Source organism: Rhodococcus sp. FW305-130, from assembly GCF_058788335.1.
Map to the genome: position 1 here is coordinate 314,864 of NZ_JBYTAP010000001.1, position 23,256 is coordinate 338,119.

Below are 23,256 nucleotides of genomic sequence, written 5' to 3' on the forward strand. Positions count from 1 at the left end.
GATGTGATGCGCATGTACTCGGATGAAATGCGCATTCTTGCCGTCTTCGTTTTAGTCAGTTAGACTAAAACCATGAAAACGATCAGCACGGCACTTGAAATCGTCGAGGCGGCACGAGTTTCGGCCGATGTGTTCGGGGGAGACTCCAGCGATCTCGACACCCGTCGCGCTGCAAAGCGTCGTTTTCATCGGCTCGCTTCCGCTATCCATCCGGACCGGGCGACGCCCGAAGATCGGGTGCGATACTCGGCCGCAACATCTCGGTTGAACGAGCTTTACCGCAGTTGGGCAGCGGAGTTCGAACCGGCAGATTCTCGACCCGTTTATGTCGGCGAGCGGGGCGAGTACACGTTGGGTGGACTGGTAGCGCGCGGCTCGGTCGCTAACCTGTACCGGTCCGATGCCGGTGTCGTACTGAAGATTCCGCGAAACCCTCGGGCGAACTCGATGATCGAGGCCGAACGGAATGTGTTGACGGACATCGAGAATTCGTGCGAAGCCGGTTGGGCAGTCTCGTACTTCCCGCGATTGATCGATCGAATCACCCATGTGGGCAGCGGCACGAGACGTCAGATCGATGTGTTGGACGATCTGACCGAAGGTTTTGTGAGTCTCGCCGACGTCCGTGAGGCGTATCCAGGTGGCCTCGATCCACGGGAGTGGGCGTGGATGCACCGACGGCTACTTCGGGCTCTGGCAGCAGCGCATGCGACTGGTTGGGTGCACACCGCGATTACCGCGGAGAACGTGCTGATCGAGCCTGATCGGCACGGGGTGGTGCTGGCCGGCTGGTCCTTTGCCACCCGTACGGGCAGCCGCCCGGTGGCGACGATCGGTTCCGATCGTGATTCGTACCCACCGGAACTCGGCGAAGGAGCGTCTCCGGCCTGGGACGTGTACATGGCTCATCATTTGATGCTCCGAATGCTGGGCGAGCAGACCCACGAACGGATGAAGGCGTTTGCCGACGGCTGCATGCAGGACAACCCGAGATTGCGTCCCGACGCGGTCGACCTACTTGGCGAGTTCGACGAACTCCTCGATCTTCTCTATGGCCAGCGGACATTTCGTCCGTTCGCCGTTCCATCCACGAAAGGACAGTGATTGTCATGGGCTACGGATACTGGGACGACAACACCTATTTGGCGGGCAAGACTTTTCGTGCCGCACGCGGTGTCGACGATTTCGGTTACACCGATTCGCTTCGGTCGCGTCCGCGAAGCAGTTGGAAAGCGGACCCGACCCTCGACCCCTTCGGCGTCGACAAGCGTGAATGCCGAGACTCGGACGGGCACCCCGATTCTCTCCCGATAGCAGTGCTTTTCGATGTCACCGGCTCGATGGGCGCTGTTCCTCGAATCATGCAGGACAAGCTCGGAAAGCTGCACGGGCTGCTGCAACGCAAGGGATATGCGGATGATCCGCAGATTCTGTTCGGTGGTATCGGCGACGCCGATTCCGATCAGGTGCCACTACAAGTCGGCCAGTTCGAGTCGGGAAACGCGATGGACGAGCAGCTTCGGACCATCTTCCTCGAGGGCAACGGTGGTGGTCAGAAATCGGAAAGCTATGAATTGGCAGCATATTTCATGGCACGTCACACCAGTACGGATGCCTGGGAGAAGCGCGGAAGGAAAGGCTACCTCTTCATCATCGGTGACGAGCTGAACAAGCCGCGGCTCTCGGCTCGTCACATCCGTTCGGTGATCGGGGACAAGGTACGTCAGGACGTGTCGGTGCCGTCGATCTACAGTGAACTCGAAGAAAGATGGAACGTCTACTTCGTTCTGCCGGATCAGTCGTCGTACTTCAACGATCCGGAAATCGCGGATCACTGGAAGACGTTGCTCGGTGAACGCTTCGTCAAACTCGACGATCCCGCCGCGGTGTGCGAACTGATCGCGCTGACGGTCGGAATCGGCGAGGACCGCATCGACCTGCGTGACGGACTGGCGGATCTCCGCGACATCGGTTCAAGAGCTGAAGCCGAGACTGTCGGCAAGGCTCTCGCCCTGATTCCAGGGCGCAGCACCGCGACGGTGGCCGGGTTGCCCCGCGATCTCGGAACCGGCACGGACGATGTCGATTTCGCCTAGAAGGAGAACATGATGGAGCCGTTCGAAGACCGCGATATCGTCGTAGTAGACCTCGGGTTCGGAGATGCAGGGAAGGGAGCAACCGTCGATTGGCTTTGCTCCGATCGAGCCGATCTGAATGTGGCCGCAGTGGTCCGTTTCAACGGTGGGGCACAGGCAGCGCACAACGTGACGGTCGGCGAGCGCCACCACACGTTTTCGCAGTTCGGCTCGGGAACGCTGTCCGGCGTCCCGACGTTTCTCTCGAGATTCGTGTTGGTCGAACCCATCGCGCTCGCACGGGAAGCACGTGCACTGGAAGCGCTCGGAGTTCGAAATCCGTTCGACCTGATACGGATCGACGCGCGCGCACTGTTGACGACACCGATCCACGTGGCCGCCAACAGGGCCCGTGAGGATGCTCGCGGCGGTAACCGACACGGCTCGTGCGGCAAGGGGATCGGTGAGACCGCGGCGTATGCGCTCGAAGTTGCCGATGCGCCGACGGTGGGAGACTGCCGGCGACCTGATTCCTTGCGTCGTAAGTTGTGGGCGTTGGCCACATTCTACGGACCGTTGATCGCGGAGAGTCGCCACGGGTTTCCGCCGATCGACGACATGGTCGACATGTACGCCGAATTCGGTGCCGTCGTGGACATCTCCGACCCGGATGCGCTGGGCGCGTTGGGTGCCGGTGGTCGTCTGGTGTTCGAGGGGGCACAAGGTGTCCTTCTCGACGAGTGGCGGGGGTTTCACCCACACACCACGTGGTCGACGGTCGAGCCGTCCAACGCGCGAGCGATGATCGACGAGTTGGGCCGGGACAGTTACGTACTCGGCGTCACCCGCACCTACATGACACGACACGGAGCTGGGCCGTTCCCGACGGAGGATCCGGAGCTGGCGAAGGTGTTGCCCGAGCTGCACAACGGGATGGGTGAGTATCAAGGCGGATTCCGGACGGGCCACCTCGACGAGTTGTTGTTGCACTACGCAATCGAGGTGAGCGGTGGCGTCGACGGCTTAGCGCTTACTCATCTCGACGCGATGGATCGCGCGCGGGCTGCAGGCATCCCGATCCACGGGGTGCACGCGTACGAAGGATTGCCGTTCGTTGCCGTCGGAGAGTGGAAGGATCTCGATCACCAGCAGGCGCTGACAGATTCCCTGAAAGCCGTAGGGGTCGTGCCGAAGGAACTTCCGGCCGACCCGGAGGATTTCGCCCGGTATCTGAGCGAGGAAATGGGTGCGCCGGTAGTGCTGACCGCGAACGGTGCCGACCGGGTCGATCGTCAGGTGCGATGCCCAGTGCCTGCATGATGGACGGTGTGGACCAGTCACTTGTCTCGATCGATGTCATCGCGCTCCGGTTCGGCAATCCGGAACCCGGGATGTTGCGATTTGCAGTCACTCCGCGGCGAGCGGAGCCGTACACCGGGCAGTTGGCGCTGCCCGGTGTACTGCTGGGCGCCGGTGAGCGGTTGCAGGACGCCGCCAGGCGAGCCGTGACCACCAAGCTCGGAATTCCCGACGAGAAGATCCTCGTCAGCGGTCAATTGACCGTGTTCGACGAACCCAATCGCGACCCCCGCGGTCCGACGCTCTCGGTGACCATGTGGGCAGTGATCTCGTCGGACGAGGTGCCGGGTTCGGCCGAATGGGTGAGCTGGGACAACCCGGGGGACCTTGCGTTCGACCACAATCGGATAGTCGCCGATACCCACCCGATCCTTGCTGACACCCTGTTGTGGCGAGATCAGGCTTTCACGCGGGCACTACTGGGTCCGTCGTTTCCGGCGTCGTACGCGCTGGCCGTGGCGGAGGAGCTTTCCGGTGTGCGTCCGGACCCGGGCAACTTGAACCGGACGCTCAAAGCGTTGCCAGGGCTGGAACGTACGGACGAACGAGTCCGGGTCAGTGCCACCGGGCGACCCGCGGTGGTCTGGGCGTGGACCGAAAACAGCTGACCTACCTCAGAAGTTGCCCCGCGCGGCCTGCTCACGCTCGATCGCTTCGAACAGGGCTTTGAAGTTTCCCAGTCCGAATCCCAGTGAGCCGTGGCGTTCGATGATCTCGAAGAACACGGTGGGACGATCTCCGATCGGCTTGGTGAAGATCTGAAGAAGATAGCCGTCCTCGTCGCGGTCGACGAGGATGCCTCGCTTCTGCAATTCCTCGATCGGAACTCGAACCTCTCCGATACGCGCGCGCAATTCGGGATCCTCGTAATACGAAGCAGGAGTGGAGAGAAACTCGATTCCTTCGTCGACCAGAGCATCGACTGCTCCGAGGATGTCGTTGGTCGCAAGCGCGAGATGCTGAGCGCCGGGACCTTGGTAGAACTCGAGGTACTCGTCGATCTGTGACCGCTTCTTCGCGATGGCAGGTTCGTTGAGTGGGAACTTGACTCGGTGATTGCCGCTCGAGACGACCTTGCTCATCAGCGCGGAGTAGTCGGTGGCTATGTCGCCGCCCACGAACTCGGCCATGTTGGTGAATCCCATGACCCGGTTGTAGAAGTCGACCCACTGGTCCATCTTGCCGAGTTCGACATTGCCGACGACGTGGTCGAGGGCCTGGAAGATTCGCTTGGGCGCGCCGTCACGCTTGCGGTACGACGACGTCCGTTCAACGTATCCGGGAAGGTAAGGGCCGGTGTAGCGGGAACGGTCGACGAGGGTGTGCCGAGTCTCGCCGTACGTCGCGATGCTGGCCAGGCGAACGGTGCCGTGCTCGTCGGTGATGTCGTGCGGTTCGCTCAACACCGTCGCGCCTTGGGTGATGGCGTGTGCGATGCACTTGTCCACGTCAGGGACGCTGAGCGCGATGTCGCGGATACCGTCGCCGTGACGGCTGTGATGTTCGATCAGCGGACTTGCCGGATCCACAGCGCCCTTGACGACAAACCGCACCGCCCCACTCTTGAGTACAAACGCGTGGTGGTCGCGGTTTCCCGTCGACGGGCCTGAATAGGCCACCAATTCCATGCCGAACGCGGACTGGAAGAAATGTGAAGTCTGCGTGGCATTTCCGACGATCCATTCGAGGCCGTCCCAACCGCTCACGGGGAAGGGATCGTGATCGCTGTCGTACTCGACCAAGCCGACCAACTGGCGCAATTGCTCCAGATCCAGGCCGGCCAGCTGTTCGTCGTCGGTGAGAGTCTGTTCGACGGTCATGATGAGTCCCCTCTGAGTGCCATGTACACAGCGCGGTGCTCGAGTTATGTTCGGCACTGCCAGTACAAACAGATAAGTCCTTCAGAGGTTGGGTAGTCAACGGAGGTAGTTGAAAGTAGACACAGCGCCGGAATGCGAAGATGGTGGCACTGTTTTGTAGGCAATTTGCATAGTTGAACGACGAGTGGAGCAGACGTGAATCTCGACGCAGTGGATCTGGCTCTGTTGGACGCGATGAACAAGCACCCGAGGGCCGGTGCGTTGGAGCTTTCGCGTCAGGTCAAGGTGGCGCGGGCGACAGTGCAGGCGAGATTGAAAAGGATGGAAGATGCGGGCGTCATCGCCGGATACGCGCCGCACATCAATTTGGCTGCAGCGGGTTTCGGAGTACAAGCATTCGTGACTTTGCAGATCGCCCAGGGGGCGCTCGACACCGTCACCGCGGAACTCGAGGCAATCCCCGGTGTGCTCGAAGCCTTTGCCACCACAGGCTCCGGCGACGTGCTGTGCCGGATTGCCGCTGCGTCGCACGAGGATTTACAAGCGACGCTGCTCGAACTGAATCGGTCGGGGATAGCCACCCGGTCGACCAGCGTCATGGTTCTCTCGGTTGTGGTGCCGCTCCGGTCGATGCCCCTACTGCAGACTCTGCAATCGGAGCAGACGACCAAGGCCCCGGCATACCGACGAGGCGGTCAGTCTCGCTGACGACCCGGAGCCCAGAATCCCAGAACGATCGCGGATACCCACATGATCGCGGCGAGCGTGAGTGCTCCTTGATCCATGCCTTTGATGAAGGCTTCACGGGCGAATTCGGCCAACTGGGCACCCTGCGGCCCGGCTGCTTCGGCGACATGGAGAGCGGCGGCCAGAGAACCGGATACCGGTTCCTTGGCGGGTTCGGGCAGCAAGTCGACCGCGGGCTGGACGTGATTGCCATAGCCGGCGGCGAGGATACTTCCCGCCAGTGCAACGCCGATGGCAGAGCCGATCTCACGGGTTGCGTCGTTGACTGCTGAGGCAACACCCTGTTTGGAGTCTGGTGCGTTGGAGACGATCGCAGCAGTGGCGGGGGTTGTCGACAAGCCCAATCCGATAGCGGCTACTACCAAGGGGACACAGACCTCGGCGTAGGTCGAACTGGCGTCCAAGCGCGTCAAGAGTGCAATTCCGGTTCCGAGGAAGGCAACACCGGTGGCGGTGAGAGCGCGAAGGCCGATACGCGGAATCAGTAGGGGAGCAACCACGGACAGCGCCATCACCGGCACAGCGATCGGCATGAGGGCGAGCGCCGATTGCAGTGGGGAGTAGTCGAGCACCAGTTGGAGATACTGCACGATCAGGAAGAACAAGCCGAAAGTCGCCAGGAATTGCAGGGTCAGTGACGCTGCGCCGCTGCCGAATGCGCGATTGGCGAACAGTCTCACGTCCAGAAGTGGATGGCGAGTACGTAATTCGACCCAGCTGAATACCGCGGCCATGGCAATTCCGCCGACCAGCAACGCGAGAACTACCGGATCGAGCCAACCGCGGGCCGGCGCCTCGATCATCCCCAGGACGAACAGTCCGATCGAGCCGGCGATCAGCGCTGTACCAGGTAGATCGAGTGGAGTTGCCTCCGTGTCCTTCGACGTCACGATCGTGAACGACACCACGAGGATGAGGACCGAGACGACGGCCAGGCTGACGAAAATCGAATGCCAGGACCATTTTTCGAGGAGTAGCCCGGAGACGACGAGTCCGGCGATTGCACCGGACCCTGCGACGCCGGACCAGACTCCGACGGCACGGGCACGCTGCGCCGGCGGGAAACCTGCAGTGAGTAGAGACAGCGTCGCCGGCATGACAAATGCGGCGCCGACGCCGGAGATCACGCGGGAGACGATGATCCACGACGGTTCGTCCGCGAAGACCGGAATCGACGAGCCGGCAGCAAAAACGAGTAGTCCGAACATGAGCAGTTCTCGTCGACCGTATCGATCGCCGAGTGCGCCCGCCGGCAACAAGAGACAAGCCAGCGTGAGCGTGTACCCGTCCACGATCCACGTGAGCTGGCTCTGTGTTGCACCGGTATCGCGGGCCAAGTCGGGAAGGGCCGTGTTGAGAGCGGCCATCGCTGCGACGACCAGCGCGACGGCGCAGCACGCGACCGTCAGCATCCAGATCTGTCGGATGGTCCACGTGGACTGTTCGAGCGTCGTATCGCTACTCACGAAACCTCCCGATAGAAACAAGACCATCAGTATCGTTACAAGAACAGCAGTTCCACAACCCCCAAGTGGGTATAACTGAGGTTGTGACGGCGGGAATCGACAAGCAGGAAATCGACAAGCAGGTCAGCGACGAGGATCCGCGTAAACAGCGTTCCAGGTCCAGGTTGCTCGACGCGGCGACCAAGCTGCTGGCAGAAGGCGGCGTGGACGCGGTGACGATCGATGCCGTCACCAAATTGGCCAACGTCGCACGTGCGACGCTGTATCGGCATTTCGACAGCGGCACGGAGTTACTCGCCGCGGCATTTGCTCGCCTCTTACCGCCGGTGCCCGAGATGTCCGGGGAAGGTGACCTCCGCGCGCAATTGCTCGAGTTGTTGACCAGTCAGGCCAAGGCCATCGAAAGCGCACCGATCCAGGTGACGGCCATGTGCTGGCTCGGCTTGGGGCCGGAGCTGAAGGGCTACTCGAGCGTCGACGCGCTGTCGACGGACAAGCCCGAATTGCGATCGTTGCGCCAGACGGTCTTCGAGCAGTACCGTCACGCGTTCGATCGGATCCTGCGCTCGCCGGATGCGATCGAAGCGTTGGGGGAGTACGACTACGACGTCGCACTTGCTCAATTGGTCGGACCTTTGGTGCTCACCAAGCTGGCCACGCTGACGCCTCTCGGGGAGGCCGCGTGTGAGCAGATCGTGGACGATTTTCTGGCTGCACGCGGAGTGTCGAGCTGACAGCTCACGGCTCCAGATTGCGTCGTAGCACGTACTGCTCGAGGCGGTCGATGCCGCGCACTCGTCGTGGACGAAGGTGTCGCAGTTTGAAATTGGCGTCCGAGCCGAGCTGGGTGGCCAGCTCGGAGTCGATCAGCACGGTGCCGGGGCGAGCAGAGCTGGTCAGGCGCGCGGCCTTGTTGACCACCGAACCGTAGAGATCTCCGAAGCGAACCAACGTCGGACCCATGGCCAGACCTACCCGAAGCTGTGGATCGTCGTGATCGGCGAGGACCGCCTGCTGGATCTGCAAGGCGATCTCGGCGGCGTGGTGGGGGCTCTCGGCGGCAAACATGACCTCGTCACCGACGGTCTTGACCACCCAGCCGTAGTTGCGTCCGATGATTTCGGTGGACGCGGACTCGAACCGCTCGAGCAGATCGTTGAGTTCGGCGGAGTCGAGTCCGCGAGTCAGCGAGGTGTACCCGACGATGTCGGCGAAACCCACGACCAGAACACGACTCGCGACTTCTTCGCCCGGGTTTCCCACGTTGCGGCCCGTCGACGACGCGACGTGACGCTTCCATACGTACGTCTGCAGAGATTCGACAGCGGGAATGATCTCGGCGCCGAGGCTCAGGACGACATTTCTGATGGCGTCGGGTTCGTGATCCACCGAGTCCGCAAGCTGATCGATGATGTGTGTGCTGATCAGCGATACCTGCCACTCCGCCAACCTCGACATCGACTGTCCGAGAGAACGGGCAGCTGCCACCTCACTGTTCTGCGAGATGACGCCTCGATTGACCATGTCGGTGATGGTCTTGAGGGCGTCGGCGTCTTGCTGTGTGAACATGACGGCGTCGGGATCCTCGTCGACGGCAAAGCCCATCGCCACCCACAGACGATCGGCGCGCTCGCGTGTCACCCCGGCGAAATCCGCGATCTGCGACTGTGTGAAGCAGCGCGGTCCGCCGAGGAGGGACTCCTCGATGTCGGCTTGAATCCGGCTGAGCAGATGAGCATCGACGTCGATCGGCTCAGCAGCGTGAGATTCAGCAGCGTTAGATTCAGCAGGGGCGGGTTCGGTGACCTCGTCGATCCACTCTGACTCCGAACTGCTCACCGTGCTCCTTCTTGCCGCAACGAATTTCTGTCCACCATCTTCCACGCGGTGCCCCGAGAACAGTACTGAATTGGCCGAACCGCCTACGGATCCTCGGGCCCAGGCGGGCGGTGAGAGTCAACACGTCGGTGGCTTGTGCAAGAGTTGCCCCGAGAAAAGCACTGTCGATACTGAAATGCACGAGATACTTCTGAAAGGACCTGCGCATGCCACCCCGTAGACGTTCCGGCGCTGCCGCATCAACGCCGGATCACCTCACTGCGGACAATCTGGCAGCGCTCGCCACGGCTGTCGCCGAAGGCAAGCGCGCCACCGTCTATCTGCGCGAGGCGACTCCCAGCCTGGGGATCGAAGCCGGTACCTCGGCGAAAGTCGTGTCGGTGGACGGCAACACCGTGATGATTCGCCCCAAGGGCGTGAACGACGAATTGCCTTTCGAGGCAGAGGAATTGCGCATCAACCGCGTCTCCGCGGCACCGGCCAAACCGGCGCCACGGCCCAAACCAGTTGTGGAGTCCGAGCCCCTGATGGAGCCACTCGTAGAGCCTGTTCGACCGAAGCCGCGTGCGCAGCCTGCACCCGCTCCGGTAACGACTACCACTGCTGCCCCTGCCGCGACACCTCGTCCGGCCGTCAAGCGTGCGAAGAAACTGCCGGCCGGCATCAGCGTCACCATCCATGCGGGCGCGGACAACGACTGGAGCGTGACGGTCACACAGGGCGCCAAGCGTCCGGGCAAAGCAGTTCCGGTCGCACCCGATGCAGTCGAGCGAGCTGTCCGCGAGTTGGGTGAGCCCACCGCCATCGAAGCTGTCGAGTCCATCATCGTCGCTGCACGGGACATGGCTGCAGCGCGAGTCGACGAGTTGAGTCGCCAGCTCGAGGAGGCACGCAAGATGCTCGAAGCGCTCGGAGCTACCGACTAGAAACGCTGCGTAGGTCCGCACTTTCCGGGGTATGCGTTTTTTGCAGCGGGGAGATTACCGGCGGAGAGATTGTGATGTTGCAGCGAATTGTTTCGGCTCTGGCAGCGTTGGTCTTGGCACTCGGACTCGGGTTCATCGTCAGCAGCAACGCGGTTGCTGCACCCACGCCCATGGGTGGTGGTTCGGGCATCATCATCGACAATCAGCTGGTCTGCACGTTGACCACTATCGGGCACGACAACGGCGGCAGACTCGTGGGTATCACCGCAGGTCACTGCGGTGGTCCTGGATCGTTCGTGATCCCGGAAAGCAACGAGGACGCAGGCGTGGTCGGCACGTTCGTCGAGTCGAACCCGGACCTGGACTACGGGGTCATCCAGTTCGATCCGGGCAAGGTCACACCAGTTCGAACGGTGGGCGCGGCAACCATCACCTCGATCGGCGCTCCGGCCAGCTTCCCGGCTACAGCCTGCAAGGAAGGCCGTACGACGGGCACCACCTGCGGCGTCGTCTGGGGAGACCTGAGCGCCGACGCATCCACCTGGACTCAGATCTGCGTCGACCACGGTGATTCCGGAGCCCCGGTCACGGTCGGGACGACGCTGGTCGCGATGGTCAACGCCTACCTCTGGGTGCCGTGCCTGGGGCCGGAACTCGGCACCAACATGACCTCCATCGTGGACACGATCAATGCCCACGGAGGCGTCGGCGCCGGGTACCGGCCCATCTAGCAGCGAGCTGGGATCAGCCGCACACTGCTCCACCCGAGGCTGATCCCACGAGCTTGGAGTACTTGGCCAACACACCACGTGTGTAGCGAGGCGGCAACGGCTCCCAGCCCTTCTTGCGGGCTTCCAATTCGGAGTCGTCGACCAACAATTCGAGTTGTCCGGTACCCACGTCGAGCCGGATCTGGTCGCCGTCGCGAACGAACGCGATGGGACCGCCGTCGACGGCCTCGGGCGCAACGTGTCCGACACACAGGCCGGTGGTGCCGCCCGAGAATCGTCCGTCCGTCAACAGCAGGACGTCCTTGCCGAGACCCGCACCCTTGATCGCGCCCGTGATGGCCAGCATCTCGCGCATTCCGGGACCGCCCTTCGGGCCCTCGTAGCGGATGACAACGACGTCGCCACCAGTGATGGTTCCGTCTTCGAGCGCGTCCATTGCGGCACGTTCACGTTCGAAAACCCGTGCAGTGCCGACGAATACATCAGACTCGAATCCTGCCGATTTGACCACCGCGCCGCCGGGAGCGAGCGAGCCCTTCAGGATCGTGATGCCTCCGGTCGGGTGAATGGGCTTGTTCATCGCCCGCAGGACCTTGCCGTCCGGATCGGGCGGGGTGATGTGCGCCAGGTTCTCCGCAACAGTCTTGCCGGTGACGGTCAGGCAATCTCCGTGCATGAGTCCCGCGTCGAGCAATGCTTTCATGATGACGGGGACGCCGCCGATACGGTCGACGTCCGTCATGACGTGCTTTCCGAAGGGCTTGACGTCGGCGAGGTGCGGGACCTTCGCGCCGACGCGAGCGAAATCGTCGAGCGTCAGCGGAACGTACGCTTCGTGCGCGATCGCGAGGAGATGGAGCACCGCATTGGTGGATCCGCCGAACGCCATGACTACTGCGATGGCGTTCTCGAACGCCTCTTTGGTGAGGATGTCCCTGGCGGTGATGCCCCGACGCAGGAGTTCGACAACGGCTTTGCCGCTCTCGCGGGCGAATCCGTCGCGGCGACGGTCCGGTGCGGGCGGTGAAGCGCTGCCGGGCAGCGACATTCCCATGGCCTCGGCGGCGCTGGCCATCGTGTTTGCGGTGTACATGCCGCCGCACGCGCCTTCGCCCGGGCAGATCGCCCGTTCGATGGTGTCGACGTCGGCGCGGCTCATCAGTCCGCGCGAGCAGGCGCCCACGGCCTCGAACGCGTCGATGACGGTGACTTCCCGCTCGCTGCCGTCGGAAAGTTTGGCGACGCCGGGGAGGGTGGAGCCGGCGTACAGGAACACGCTGGCGAGGTCGAGGCGGGCCGCCGCCATCATCATGCCGGGCAACGACTTGTCGCAGCCGGCGAGAAGGACCGATCCGTCGAGACGCTCGGCCTGCATGACGGTCTCGACGCTGTCCGCGATCACTTCACGAGAGACGAGGGAGAAGTGCATGCCCTCGTGACCCATCGAAATGCCGTCGGAAACGGAGATGGTGCCGAATTCGAGGGGGAATCCACCGGCCTCCCGGACACCTTCCTTGACGGCCTTGGCCAGGCGATCGAGGGACAGGTTGCACGGTGTGATCTCGTTCCAGGACGAGGCGACGCCGATCTGCGACTTGACCCAGTCGTCGTCACCCATTCCTACTGCACGCAACATGCCGCGCGCTGCGGTCTTTTCGAGTCCGTCGGTGACGTCACGACTTCTGGGCTTGATGTCGGGTTCGGTCATTTTCCAAGCATAGGCGTCAGCGGGATGTCTTTCCGGCAGACGAGCGACTCGAGTTGCCAACAGACGTCGTCCGTCGTGAATAGACTCGTCGCATCACAGTTGGGGCTGGGTGTGCTGGGCGATTCAAGTACAGGGGGATTCAGGTGGAGTCGGAACTGATTTCAGCTTTCGGGTTTGCAGTTCTGGCGGCCGTCTTGACCGGTAGTGGTGTCTTCCTGGTTGTTCTGACGGTTCTGCACGAGATTGCCCGGTGGAAGGGCCGCTTCGTATCGGTGTGGGTGACTTTCTTTGCCGCGCTGCTGATACTGCCTGTGCTGTTCGGTGCGTTGATCGCCGGCTATTCCGCGTTCTCCGAGATCGACGGGTCCGAGGCGCTGATTCCGCCGGCGTTCTGGATCCTGATCGCGGCCGGGGGTGCACTCGGCGGTTACATCGGAGTCAAGGTCGGTGTTGTTCGAGGCTCGGCCCTCGACTACCGGTTGTGATCGGGATCGACTCGGTCAAACTTTCAGAGAATCGCAGGCGAAGCCTGGGTGAACATCCCGAAGCTCTCTTGAACGGCCGTTCAGGTGCGGGTTCACTCCTAGCGTGCACACGAATGCCTTCGATCGAATATCCAGACGTGGCCTACTGCAGGGATCGGCGGCTCTCGCCGGCGCAGTAGGTCTCGGTGTCGCTTCGGCGAGCCACGCCGGTGCCGAGGTTCCGGGTGGCAGCCCGGGATTCGCGCACGGCGTGGCATCCGGTGACCCGTTGCCGGATGCCGTGATCATCTGGACCCGCATCACCCCGACGGCAGAGGCGACGCCCGGTTCCGGCGTCGGGCCGGCGGTGACGCTCAACTGGCAGGTCGCGACCGATGAGGGGTTCGCGAGCATCGTGGCGTCGGGAAGTGTTGCTGCTTCGGCGGATTCCGATCACACCGCGAAGGTCGACGTCACCGGACTCGATCCGTCGACGACGTACTGGTACCGATTCGTTGCGGGTTCGGCCGTTTCTCCGGTGGGCCGCACCCGTACGGCACCGTCGAACTCGGCGGATCTCGATCGTCTCCGCTTCGGCGTCGTGTCCTGCTCCAACTGGGAAGCAGGATATTTCGGTGCTTATCGCCACCTCGCATTCCGCGAAGACCTCGACGCGATCATTCATCTCGGTGACTACATCTACGAGTACGGGCAGGGGGAGTACGGCGCGCGGAACGGATCCGTTCGCCTTCACGAGCCGGCCCACGAGATCATTTCGCTGGCCGACTACCGAATTCGGCACGCGCAGTACAAGACCGACCCGGATCTGGCTGCTCTTCACCTGAAACTCCCGTTCATCACTACGTGGGACGATCACGAATCGGCCGACAACGCGTACCGGGACGGCGCCGAAAATCACACTCCCGGTATCGAAGGCGATTGGGCAGATCGAAAGGCGAACTCGGCCAAGGCATATTTCGAGTGGATGCCTGTCCGCCCGTCGGGTAGTGGTTCGAGCGTTCAGCTGTATCGACGGTTCCGCTTCGGGAATCTGGCCGAGATCTCGATGCTCGACCTGCGTACCTACCGCGACGAGCAGCCGACGATGAAGCAGGTCGACGATCCGTCACGCACCATTACCGGACGCGCACAGATGGATTGGTTGACCAGCGGAATCGTCACCTCCCCGACGCAGTGGAAGATCGTCGGCAATCCGGTCATGATCACGCCCTGCGTGTTCCCGCCGCTGGAACCGGCGACCACCGCGGCGTTGACCGAACTGGTGGGAGTGCCGCAGGCCGGTGTCCCGTACAACACGGATCAGTGGGACGGGTACACCGCCGACCGCACCAGGCTTTTCGATGCGATCACCTCGAACGGTGTGGACAACACCGTCTTCATCACCGGTGACATCCACACGTCGTGGGCTTGCGACCTACCGACCAATGCCGCGAATTACCCAGGCGGGCCGACTGTCGGCGCCGAGTTCGTCGTCCCGTCGGTGACGTCGCCCAACATCGACGACATGCTGAAAGTGCCGCCGCGAACGGTAACCGTTGCGGCAGAAGAAGCATTCAAGGCAGTGAACCGACACGTGCGGTACGTCGAACTGGATTCGCACGGCTTCGGCGTATTCGAAATCGCCCGCGAAGGTACTCAGATGGATTGGTACTACGTCGACGATCTCACCAATCCACAGAGCAATGCGCACTATGCCGTGAGCTACCGTCTACCGGCAGGCGCGGGCAGTAGAGTCTCGCCCACTTCGGCCGCCCTCGATCAGGCCTCGTACCGACCAGGAGTCGACCAGTGAGTATCGAAGTTTCGCGTCGTAGCGTTCTGATCGGTGGAAGTGTTGTCGCCGGAACGGCATTGCTCGGAACGCCCGCTCGCGCGAGCGTTCCCACCAGCGCAGGCATCCCAGACCTGGACGTGCATGTCATCGTCGTCGACGGCATGCGTCCGGACGAGTTGCGATCGGAGCTCACCCCGACGCTGACCGGGCTTGCGGCCGGCGGTATTCACTACCCGGACGCCAGCGCCATCACGATCGCGGAGACGCTGCCGAATCACACGGCGATGATGACGGGAGTGCTGCCGGCGCGTTCGGGAGTGCCTGCAAACTCCGTCTACGATCCGTCCACCGACAAGAAGCGTGACCTCGATCGGCCTTCCGACCTGCAGGCATCGACGGTTCTGGATCGGGTGCGCGCCGAACTCGGATTGACCACTGCGAGTGTGCTGTCGAAGCGCTACCTTCACGGGTTGTTCGGTGACCGCGCCTCACTGGTGTGGGATCCCCAGCCGCTCGTTCCCGGCACGGAGCACGCGCCGGACAACTTCACGATCGACGCCTTGATCCGTATCGTCGGCGGGAACTCGCCGCGGCTCTCGTTCACCAACCTCGGTGACGTCGATCGGGTTGGGCACCTGGATCTGTCCGGTCCGTCCATCCGGATCGCTCGCACGGCCGCACTTCAGAACACCGACAACCAGGTTCGCCGCTTCGTCGACTTCCTTCATGACACGGGTCGCTGGAATCGGAGCATTCTGATCGTGTTGGCCGACCACTCCATGGACTGGTCGGAGCCCGCGCGGCTCATCGGACTCGATCGACCGCTGAACGCGGACCCGTTGCTGGCAGGCAAGATTCGAATCGCCCAGAACGGTGGCGCAGACCTGATCTACTTCGTCGGACCCGATGGCGAACGGGCGGAAGCCGTCAGCCGGATTCAGCAGATCGTGGATGGTGTCGACGGCGTCGAATCGAGCCACCTCCCCGCCGAATTCGATCTCGGCACCAATGCCGGTGACGTCGTTGCGTTTTGCGCCCAGGGCTGGCGGTTCAGTGATCCGACTCCACTGTCCAACCCGATTCCCGGCAACCACGGCCACTTCGTGACACTGCCCATCCCGTTCTTCCTCAGCGGCGGGCATCCCGCTCTCGACGGTGGACGGAAGATCGACACGCAGGCTCGCACGATCGACGTCGCGCCGACGGTTGCGGCTCTGCTCGGCCTCGGTGCACCTGCCGGTGGTTGGGACGGCGTCGCCCGCACGACGGGCGTGACGCTGAACGTCTAACGAGGATCGCGGCCGGTCAGGGCAATCAGCTTGTCCTGCAACGACGCATCGTCAGTAAGATCGACGGGAGCGGAGAACAGGCCGCTCTCGGCGAGCATGTCGCGCTGCCCGTCGAGGTCGGACCAGACGGCCTCGACGAGGTCTGGATCGAGTCGCTCGTCTGCTCCGACCGCTCGCGCGAGATCCCAGGTGTGGATCGTGACGTCCGAGGTCTGCTGGCGCAGATAGGGTTCCACCTTCACTGTGCCGTACGAGAGGTGAACGTGGGCACTGAGGTCCGTCGATTTCCACGCTTTGATGGCGGCATCGGAGTACTTCTGCCATTCGGTCCACAGGTCGTCCCCGACGGGAACGATGTCCGGTGTCGCCTCGCCGACCGTCAGTCCGGCCAGGAGCGGCGGTACCCACTGCTGCTCCTCGATGACGTGGCGGACGAGGTGTTCGACGTGCCAGTCGGAGTCGGGCGTGGGTGCGTTCCAGTCCTCGACTGCGGCGAGTCGTGAACCGAATTCGCGGTGGGCGGTGAGCACGAGTTCGAGCCAATCGAATGCCATCACTCGAGGGTAACCCGATCAGCGTGACGTTAATCGGTGCGTGAGGCTTCGATTCGGTGAAGACTGTCGAGGTTGTCGCTTAGTCGAATCGAGGAGTTTTCATGACCGTCCCCACCGTCACTCTGGCCGAAGGTCTCACTGTCAGCGCCCAGGGATACGGCGCGATGTCCGTCGCCCCTGTCTACGGCCCGGTGGATCCGGCCGAGGCGCTTGCCACATTGCACCATGCGGTGGACATCGGGATCACGTTCATCGACACCGCCAACGTGTACGGCGAGGGCTCGAGCGAGCGTGCGGTGGGAGAGCTTCTCAAAGACCGCCGGGACGAAGTGCAGTTGGCGACGAAGTTCGGTCTGGTCGGCAACATCGCCAACGGTCAGCGCGGGATCAACGGAGACCCGGCCTACGTACCGCAGGCACTCGACGAGTCTCTGGGACGACTCGGCGTCGATCATGTCGACCTCTACTACTTGCACCGGGTCGACCCGAACGTTCCGATCGAAGACACCGTCGGCGCGATCGCAGAGCAGGTGAAGGCGGGCAAGGTCCGCAACATCGGCCTGTCCGAGGCGACCGGCGATGAACTGCGTCGTGCGTACGGGGTGCATCCGATCGCGGCGATCCAGTCGGAATGGAGCATCTGGAGTCGGGACGTCGAGAACAAGGTAGTACCCACCGCCGCGGAACTCGGAGTCGGATTCGTGCCCTTCTCACCTGTGGGCCGAGGCTTCCTGGCGGGATCGTTCGATCCGGAGACGCTCGGTGACAACGACCTGCGCCGACGCTTCCCACGCTTCTCGGACTCCGCGCTCCCTGCTAATCAGAAGGTTCTCGACGTGGTCCGCGCCGTCGGTGAGGAGCTCGGCGCGACGCCTGCACAGGTTTCCCTGGCATGGCTCGATGCCAAGGGCCGTCAGTACGGGTTGCCTTCCGTTTCGATTCCCGGCACGCGGTTCGCTGCACGAGTCACGGAAAACGCCGGAGCGTTGGACATCGTTCTGAGCGAAGACCAGATCGCTCGCCTCGACTCCCTCGCCGCGATTACCGAAGGCTTCCGTTCGGCTGATTTGAGTTGGGTCTCTCAGGGCCGCGAATAATCATGTCCTGAGCCTTGCGAAAGACAGGAGTAACATACAGACCCGATGAAAAAAGTGTGGTTGGTCTGGGGTGTCGGTGTTTTTGCCTACGTGATCGCCGTGCTTCACCGCACTTCGTTCGGTGTCTCGGGTCTGTCTGCTGCTGATCGGTTCTCGATCTCGCCCAGCGTTCTGTCGAGCTTCGTCGTGCTGCAGATCGTCGTGTACGCCGGTATGCAGATTCCGGCGGGAGTTCTCCTCGACCGCTACGGTTCGCGGATCATGATCGCAGTCGGTGCGTTCATCATGATGTCCGCGCAGTTGGCTCTCGCCTTCACCGAATCGCTGCCCGTCGCGATCGGTGCACGTATTGCCGTCGGTGCCGGGGATGCACTCACCTTCATCTCGGTGTTGCGGTTGGTACCGCAGTGGTTCCCGCCCCGGCAGGTGCCGTTGGTCTCGCAGTTCACGGGCATCCTCGGTCAGCTGGGCCAGGTGATGTCTGCGCTCCCGTTCATGTTGCTGTTGTCCGGACCGGGCTGGACTTTTGCCTACGGCAGCGCTGCCGCTGTCGGACTGTTGGCGTTTGCACTGGCGTTGAGTGTCATCCGCGACGCTCCTCCCGGTGCCGACGTGGTCGCCGTGCCGGCCGGTGCCAAGGAGATCGGGCGACAGATCAAGACGGTGTGGATGCGGCCCGGCACCCGCCTCGGGTTCTTCAGCCACATGGGGACTCAGTTCTCGATCACGACGTTCGCGCTGCTGTGGGGTGTGCCGTACCTGAAATCGGCTCAAGGCCTCGACTCCACGACGGTCGGCTCGCTGCTGACGCTGTCGGTCATCTCGGCAATCGTGGCCGGCCCGATCCTCGGCATTCTCACCGGTCGCTATCCCATGCGTCGATCGTGGTTGGTTCTCACCATCATGGTGGCCAGCGCGCTCATGTGGACGATCGTGCTTTCACGAAGCGAACCGTCTCCGCTCTGGTTGTTGACGATCCTGGTGGTCGTCATCTCGGTGGGTGGGCCGGGTTCGGTGATCGGCTTCGACTACGCGCGTACGTCCAACCCGAGTTCGGCGATGGGCACCGCGCAAGGCATGGTCAACATCGGGGGATTCCTCGCTTCCCTCATCGTGATTCAAGTGATGGGCGTAATCCTCGGACACATGGGCGGGTACACGTTCGACGGATTCCGCGTCGCCTGGATGGTGCAATATCCGGTCTGGGTTCTCGGTATCGTCGGTGTGCTCGTCACCCGAGGCAAAGCCCGGCGAGCCCTCGCGGCAGAAGGCGTACACGTACGGCCGATTCGCGAAGTCATTCGTCGCAACAAATAACTCGATCGCATCGGGTAATTCATCCCCTGCGGGTGAGGTTCCCAAGCGTCCGAGCCACCAGGCTTGATGGATGAACGACGCAATGAACATCGGACCGGTCGAGCTCGTGGTGCTGGCATTCCCAGGTTCTACTGTGGATCCTGAAGCAGTCGCCGCGCTGCAAAACGTGGTGGAACGAGGTTTTGTCACCCTGCTCGACCTCGTGTACATCGCCAAGGACGCCGACGGACAGGTGTCGCAGATCGACGTCGACGAAGATCTCACAGAGATCGGACTGGCGATTCTGTCCATCGAAGCCAAGGCATTGATCAGTGACGAGGATCTGGACGTGGTCCGTGAGTCACTCGAACCAGGAACGTCCGCCGCAGTCATCGTCTACGAGCAGACGTGGGCGCGTGAGCTCGCGTCGACGGTTCGCGGTGGCGGCGGCGATGTAGTCCTTCACGTTCAGATACCGCGCGAGGTAGTCGTCGCAGCGGTCGAAGCAGCATTTCAGTAGCGACAATTACCCAAGGAGTTCGGCATGGTTTTTCGAGGTGGACGCAGAGGGCGGCCGGGGTTGCTCGGCACGGTGGCGCGCACTGCGGTAGTGGCTGGAACCGCAAAAGCGACGTCCAACGCCATGGATAGACGGAGTCAACGGAAGGCCAGCGAGCAGCAGCAGGAATACCAGCAGGAGTACCAGCAGCAACAGCCGCCGCCGCAGGTCGCACCCGTGCAGTCCGTTCCCCCTTCTGGCGCGGACGATCTGGTCTCCAAGCTGCAGGAGCTGGGTCAGCTTCATCAGTCCGGCGTGTTGACCGACGCGGAGTTCGCCGCGGCAAAGTCGCAGTTGCTGAGCTAGTGCCTGCTGGCTCTTGAAGCCTTGAACCGGTTTACCACACTGGACAATTGAGCATGAGAGGCTGATCTATGATCGACCCACGCGCAGCATCGGCCGCAATCGAAGCGGCGAACTCCCGAGTCACCGAGACCCTGCCGTTCTCCGACAAGACCGATTTCACCGATGCCGAGCGCGGGTTCATCGGCGCGCTCGATCCCGGCGTGGTAACCGGACCCGACGGAAAAGTGCTGTGGGACAACGACTCGTACTCATTCCTGGATGAAGAGTGCCCGCCGACCGTCAATCCGAGCTTGTGGCGTCAATCGAGGTTGGTGGCCAAGCAAGGGCTATTTGCGGTGACGGATTCGATCTATCAGATACGCGGCCTCGATCTGTCGAATATGACCCTGATCGAGGGGGAGAGCGGGATCATCGTCATCGATCCACTGATTTCTCGGGAAACCGCGGCCGCTGGTCTCGCGTTGTATCGGGCGCATCGTGGTGATCGACCGGTTGTCGCGGTGATCTACACGCATTCGCATATCGACCATTTCGGTGGGGTCAAGGGGGTGACCACCGAAGACGACGTCGCTGCCGGGCGATGCGTGATCTTTGCGCCAACGGGGTTCGTGGAGCATGCCGTCGAGGAAAACGTCTATGCGGGAACGGCAATGGCTCGACGCGCGGCATACATGTACGGGGCGGCATTGCCTCGAGGCCCTCGAGGTGGTGTCGGTGCAGGATTGGGCCAGACCACCTCCACCGGTACACCGACGCTCATTTCACCGACGGTGTCGATCTCGAAGACCGGTCATACGGAGACGATCGACGGCGTTCGGATCGAGTTCCAGATGACCCCAGGCACCGAGGCGCCGTCCGAGATGAACTTCTACTTCCCGGACTTTCGCGCACTGTGCATGGCGGAGAACGCAACTCATAATCTGCACAACCTGCTCACACTTCGTGGAGCGTTGGTGCGAGATCCGCATGTGTGGTCGGCGTACCTGACCGAATCGATCAATCGCTACGCCTCGCGATCCGATGTCGTGTTTGCATCCCACCATTGGCCGACGTGGGGGACCGAACGGCTCACCGAGTTCATGTCATTGCAGCGCGATCTCTACGGGTACCTTCACGATCAGACACTTCGTCGAATCAATCAGGGGTGGACCGGTCTAGAGATCGCCGAATCCATCGAACTGCCAGCCGCCTTGGCACAGGCGTGGCACACACACGGGTACTACGGTTCCGTCAGTCACAACGTCAAAGCCATCTACCAGCGCTACATGGGATGGTTCGACGGCAACCCAGCGCACCTGTGGGAGCATCCACCCGTCGAATCGGCCAAGCGTCACGTGGAGTTCATGGGCGGATCGGCAGAGGTGCTCCGAAAAGCTCGGGAATCGTACGAGAGCGGAGACTTTCGGTGGGTCGCGCAGGTGGTGAACTACGTCATCTTTGCTGAACCGGACAACGCGGAGGCCAAGACCCTGCAGGCCGATACCTTCGAGCAACTCGGGTACGGCGCAGAGAACGGCACCTGGCGAAACTTCTACCTCACGGGTGCATACGAACTGCGCAACGGTTCGGTGGGTACGCCCACAGTTGCTGCAGCTCCTGATATCACCGCAGCGTTGTCGGTGAAGCAGGTGTTCGACGCCGTGTCGCTCCGCGTCGACGGAGTGAGTGCAGCGAATTCCCACATCGTCATCGATTGGAACATCACCGACGAAAACATCGTGCACCGAACGGAACTGAGCAACGGAGTGCTGATCCATTTCGACGTGGAAGGTGGGTCTGCAGATGCCGGGTCTGTGGATGCGACGTTCAGTTTGAGTCGTCTCGGCTTACTCGGTGTGCTGCTCGGTGGTGCGGACCTGGGCGCCGAGATTGCGAATGGCAGTATCACGGTGGCCGGCGACCCGGCGAAGCTCGCAGAACTTGCGGGGCACCTCGACGAGCCTGATCCGAACTTTGCGATAGTCACGCCGACGTAGCAGCGTGTGGCAGTTGAATGAGGCTGTATTTCAACGAGTCTCGAGTTCTGGGCGCTCGTGAAGTTGTCCGTTTTGTCTCTGGTTATCGAAAGTGTGTTCGATTAAACTTTCGGCATGGACAGTCGCGAAGCGTGGCAGCTGGATGGCGAGGACCTCAAGAGTGAGGTTCTGGATCTGGTGCGTGTCCGGCACGAGTTGCAGTCGCGGTTTGTGTTGTTGATCGTGGAGATGTTTTCCCGTGAGGTTCTCGGCGGGAAGGGTTTTCGGGCGATCGCGCAGTGGTTGCATGGTTCGACGAATTTGGAGATCGGTGAGTGCAGTCTGCTGGTCGGTTTGGCGCGGTTGTTGATGCTCGAACCTGTTGTGGGCGATGCGTTTCACCGGGGTGATGTGGATGCGTTGAAAGCCCGTCAGGTGGCGTCGTTTTGTCAGCATCCGCCCAAGAACATGACCCTGGCGGATGTGGACAAGGCCCGTGGGATTTTGTTGTCGTTGGCGTCGAAGAATATCGCGGATTGTGATGCGGTGCGGGCGGCGATCCGCCGAATCGAGAAGCAGTACGGAAAACGCGAGGACGGTGTTCCGGTCGGCGAGGATTCGGAGCGGAACGAGTTCTACGCCTCGAAAGGCTTGTACGGGCGGGTCACTGTGAAGGGTGATCTGGATGCGGTGAACGGGGCGCGTCTGATCACGTTGTTGTCGAGTTTGTCTGCTCCGACGCGGCGTGAAACCGCACATCACGGTGACCGCGTCGGCCAAGGACATGACGGACCTTAAAGTTCTGAAAGACCTGTTGCCGTCCACTCAGGAGTTGGGGTTCGCGTGGACGGATTGGGTGGGCCCCATCAGTATCGACACTGCCCGGATGCTCGCCTGCGACTGCACCGTCACCCGGATCCTCCTGGACGAGAATGGTGTTCCGCTCGAATGCGGTAAGGAAGTAAGAACAGCGACGGTGCCGCAGCGGCGGGCGTTGGCGGTTCGGGATGGCGGGTGTGCATTTCCAGGGTGCGGGACTCCGTCGGGGTGGTGCGATGCCCATCATATTGATCACTGGAACGATGGTGGCCCAACAGATCTCGACAATCTGATCTTGTTGTGTGGTCGTCATCATCGGACGATGCATCACACGGAGTGGCGGGTGGAGATCGGCCCGGATCGGAAGTCGGTGTTCTATCCACTGATGTCGATCGATCCGTATCAACAGCCGATCGGCGGGAACAGCCCACCGACAGCAGCCTGAAGTGAA

The 23,256-nt window shown here is 62.1% G+C and carries 21 protein-coding genes and 1 pseudogene; 17 read left to right on the forward strand and 5 right to left on the reverse strand.

Features of this window, described 5'->3' with window-relative positions:
- Window positions 1-72: 72 nt before the first annotated feature.
- From AC3WQS_RS01575 to AC3WQS_RS01590, 4 genes are read left to right on the forward strand one after another with little or no spacing between them, the layout of a single operon-like run.
- Window positions 73-1,104, forward strand: a complete 1,032-nt coding sequence (locus AC3WQS_RS01575) for a hypothetical protein (protein ID WP_492713055.1) — start codon at window positions 73-75, stop codon at window positions 1,102-1,104.
- A gap of 5 nt (window positions 1,105-1,109) precedes the next feature.
- Complete coding sequence (locus tag AC3WQS_RS01580; RefSeq protein ID WP_084324962.1) at window positions 1,110-2,096, forward strand: hypothetical protein; 987 nt, start codon at window positions 1,110-1,112, stop codon at window positions 2,094-2,096.
- Between the two features lie 9 nt (window positions 2,097-2,105).
- Window positions 2,106-3,395, forward strand: a complete 1,290-nt coding sequence (locus AC3WQS_RS01585; RefSeq protein ID WP_492713056.1) for an adenylosuccinate synthetase — start codon at window positions 2,106-2,108, stop codon at window positions 3,393-3,395.
- Entirely contained in the window at window positions 3,392-4,042 is a 651-nt protein-coding gene (locus tag AC3WQS_RS01590; protein ID WP_492713057.1) for an NUDIX hydrolase, read from the forward strand. The genes AC3WQS_RS01585 and AC3WQS_RS01590 overlap by 4 nt, the downstream gene beginning before the upstream one ends.
- Before the next feature lie 6 nt (window positions 4,043-4,048).
- Here AC3WQS_RS01590 and hppD read toward each other — a convergent pair whose 3' ends face one another.
- On the reverse strand, window positions 4,049-5,254 hold the full coding sequence (hppD, locus tag AC3WQS_RS01595) for a 4-hydroxyphenylpyruvate dioxygenase (RefSeq protein WP_019745286.1): 1,206 nt from the start codon (window positions 5,252-5,254) through the stop codon (window positions 4,049-4,051).
- A gap of 195 nt (window positions 5,255-5,449) precedes the next feature.
- On the opposite strand from hppD, the gene AC3WQS_RS01600 reads away from it, so the two are divergent.
- The gene (locus AC3WQS_RS01600) at window positions 5,450-5,962 is read left to right on the forward strand and encodes an Lrp/AsnC family transcriptional regulator (RefSeq protein WP_003939810.1); all 513 of its coding nucleotides are present in this window, start codon (window positions 5,450-5,452) and stop codon (window positions 5,960-5,962) included.
- Here AC3WQS_RS01600 and AC3WQS_RS01605 read toward each other — a convergent pair.
- Window positions 5,950-7,494: an MFS transporter gene (locus AC3WQS_RS01605; RefSeq protein ID WP_019745285.1), complete on the reverse strand. Its 1,545-nt coding sequence runs from the start codon at window positions 7,492-7,494 to the stop codon at window positions 5,950-5,952. The genes AC3WQS_RS01600 and AC3WQS_RS01605 overlap by 13 nt on opposite strands.
- Window positions 7,495-7,550: 56 nt before the next feature.
- Here AC3WQS_RS01605 and AC3WQS_RS01610 point away from each other — a divergent pair, with 56 nt between their 5' ends.
- Window positions 7,551-8,201, forward strand: a complete 651-nt coding sequence (locus AC3WQS_RS01610; RefSeq protein WP_019745284.1) for a TetR/AcrR family transcriptional regulator — start codon at window positions 7,551-7,553, stop codon at window positions 8,199-8,201.
- 4 nt (window positions 8,202-8,205) lie between these two features.
- On the opposite strand, the gene AC3WQS_RS01615 is transcribed toward AC3WQS_RS01610, so the two are convergent.
- On the reverse strand, window positions 8,206-9,306 hold the full coding sequence (locus tag AC3WQS_RS01615; protein ID WP_020970778.1) for an adenylate/guanylate cyclase domain-containing protein: 1,101 nt from the start codon (window positions 9,304-9,306) through the stop codon (window positions 8,206-8,208).
- Between the two features lie 206 nt (window positions 9,307-9,512).
- Between AC3WQS_RS01615 and AC3WQS_RS01620 the strand changes: the two genes are divergently transcribed.
- Entirely contained in the window at window positions 9,513-10,232 is a 720-nt protein-coding gene (locus AC3WQS_RS01620; RefSeq protein ID WP_019745282.1) for a DUF6319 family protein, read from the forward strand.
- Window positions 10,233-10,306: 74 nt separating this feature from the next.
- On the forward strand, window positions 10,307-10,963 hold the full coding sequence (locus AC3WQS_RS01625) for a S1 family peptidase (RefSeq protein ID WP_007732621.1): 657 nt from the start codon (window positions 10,307-10,309) through the stop codon (window positions 10,961-10,963).
- A gap of 13 nt (window positions 10,964-10,976) precedes the next feature.
- Here the strand turns inward: AC3WQS_RS01625 and ilvD are convergent, their stop codons facing one another.
- Entirely contained in the window at window positions 10,977-12,671 is a 1,695-nt protein-coding gene (gene ilvD, locus AC3WQS_RS01630; RefSeq protein ID WP_003940201.1) for a dihydroxy-acid dehydratase, read from the reverse strand.
- Window positions 12,672-12,814: 143 nt separating this feature from the next.
- On the opposite strand from ilvD, the gene AC3WQS_RS01635 reads away from it, so the two are divergent.
- The 3 genes from AC3WQS_RS01635 to AC3WQS_RS01645 all read left to right on the forward strand — a co-directional run bounded on the left by AC3WQS_RS01635 (window position 12,815) and on the right by AC3WQS_RS01645 (window position 16,219).
- Window positions 12,815-13,156, forward strand: a complete 342-nt coding sequence (locus tag AC3WQS_RS01635; protein WP_019745280.1) for a hypothetical protein — start codon at window positions 12,815-12,817, stop codon at window positions 13,154-13,156.
- Window positions 13,157-13,259: 103 nt separating this feature from the next.
- Window positions 13,260-14,948, forward strand: coding sequence for an alkaline phosphatase D family protein (locus tag AC3WQS_RS01640; RefSeq protein ID WP_020909120.1), 1,689 nt, complete (start codon window positions 13,260-13,262; stop codon window positions 14,946-14,948).
- The gene (locus AC3WQS_RS01645) at window positions 14,945-16,219 is read left to right on the forward strand and encodes an alkaline phosphatase family protein (protein WP_151531060.1); all 1,275 of its coding nucleotides are present in this window, start codon (window positions 14,945-14,947) and stop codon (window positions 16,217-16,219) included. The genes AC3WQS_RS01640 and AC3WQS_RS01645 overlap by 4 nt, the downstream gene beginning before the upstream one ends.
- Here the strand turns inward: AC3WQS_RS01645 and AC3WQS_RS01650 are convergent.
- Entirely contained in the window at window positions 16,216-16,773 is a 558-nt protein-coding gene (locus tag AC3WQS_RS01650) for a TIGR03086 family metal-binding protein (RefSeq protein ID WP_446837105.1), read from the reverse strand. The two genes, AC3WQS_RS01645 and AC3WQS_RS01650, sit on opposite strands and share 4 nt — an antisense overlap.
- A gap of 101 nt (window positions 16,774-16,874) precedes the next feature.
- Between AC3WQS_RS01650 and AC3WQS_RS01655 the strand changes: the two genes are divergently transcribed.
- From AC3WQS_RS01655 to AC3WQS_RS01680, 6 genes and pseudogenes are all read left to right on the forward strand, one after another.
- Complete coding sequence (locus tag AC3WQS_RS01655) at window positions 16,875-17,870, forward strand: aldo/keto reductase (protein ID WP_492713058.1); 996 nt, start codon at window positions 16,875-16,877, stop codon at window positions 17,868-17,870.
- Window positions 17,871-17,915: 45 nt separating this feature from the next.
- On the forward strand, window positions 17,916-19,187 hold the full coding sequence (locus AC3WQS_RS01660) for an MFS transporter (protein WP_019745275.1): 1,272 nt from the start codon (window positions 17,916-17,918) through the stop codon (window positions 19,185-19,187).
- Window positions 19,188-19,257: 70 nt separating this feature from the next.
- The gene (locus AC3WQS_RS01665; protein WP_020909115.1) at window positions 19,258-19,686 is read left to right on the forward strand and encodes a DUF6325 family protein; all 429 of its coding nucleotides are present in this window, start codon (window positions 19,258-19,260) and stop codon (window positions 19,684-19,686) included.
- Between the two features lie 24 nt (window positions 19,687-19,710).
- On the forward strand, window positions 19,711-20,031 hold the full coding sequence (locus tag AC3WQS_RS01670) for an SHOCT domain-containing protein (RefSeq protein ID WP_019745273.1): 321 nt from the start codon (window positions 19,711-19,713) through the stop codon (window positions 20,029-20,031).
- Between the two features lie 68 nt (window positions 20,032-20,099).
- Complete coding sequence (locus AC3WQS_RS01675; protein ID WP_019745272.1) at window positions 20,100-22,007, forward strand: alkyl/aryl-sulfatase; 1,908 nt, start codon at window positions 20,100-20,102, stop codon at window positions 22,005-22,007.
- A gap of 114 nt (window positions 22,008-22,121) precedes the next feature.
- A pseudogene (locus AC3WQS_RS01680) lies at window positions 22,122-23,250 on the forward strand (HNH endonuclease signature motif containing protein).
- Window positions 23,251-23,256 lie beyond the last annotated feature (6 nt).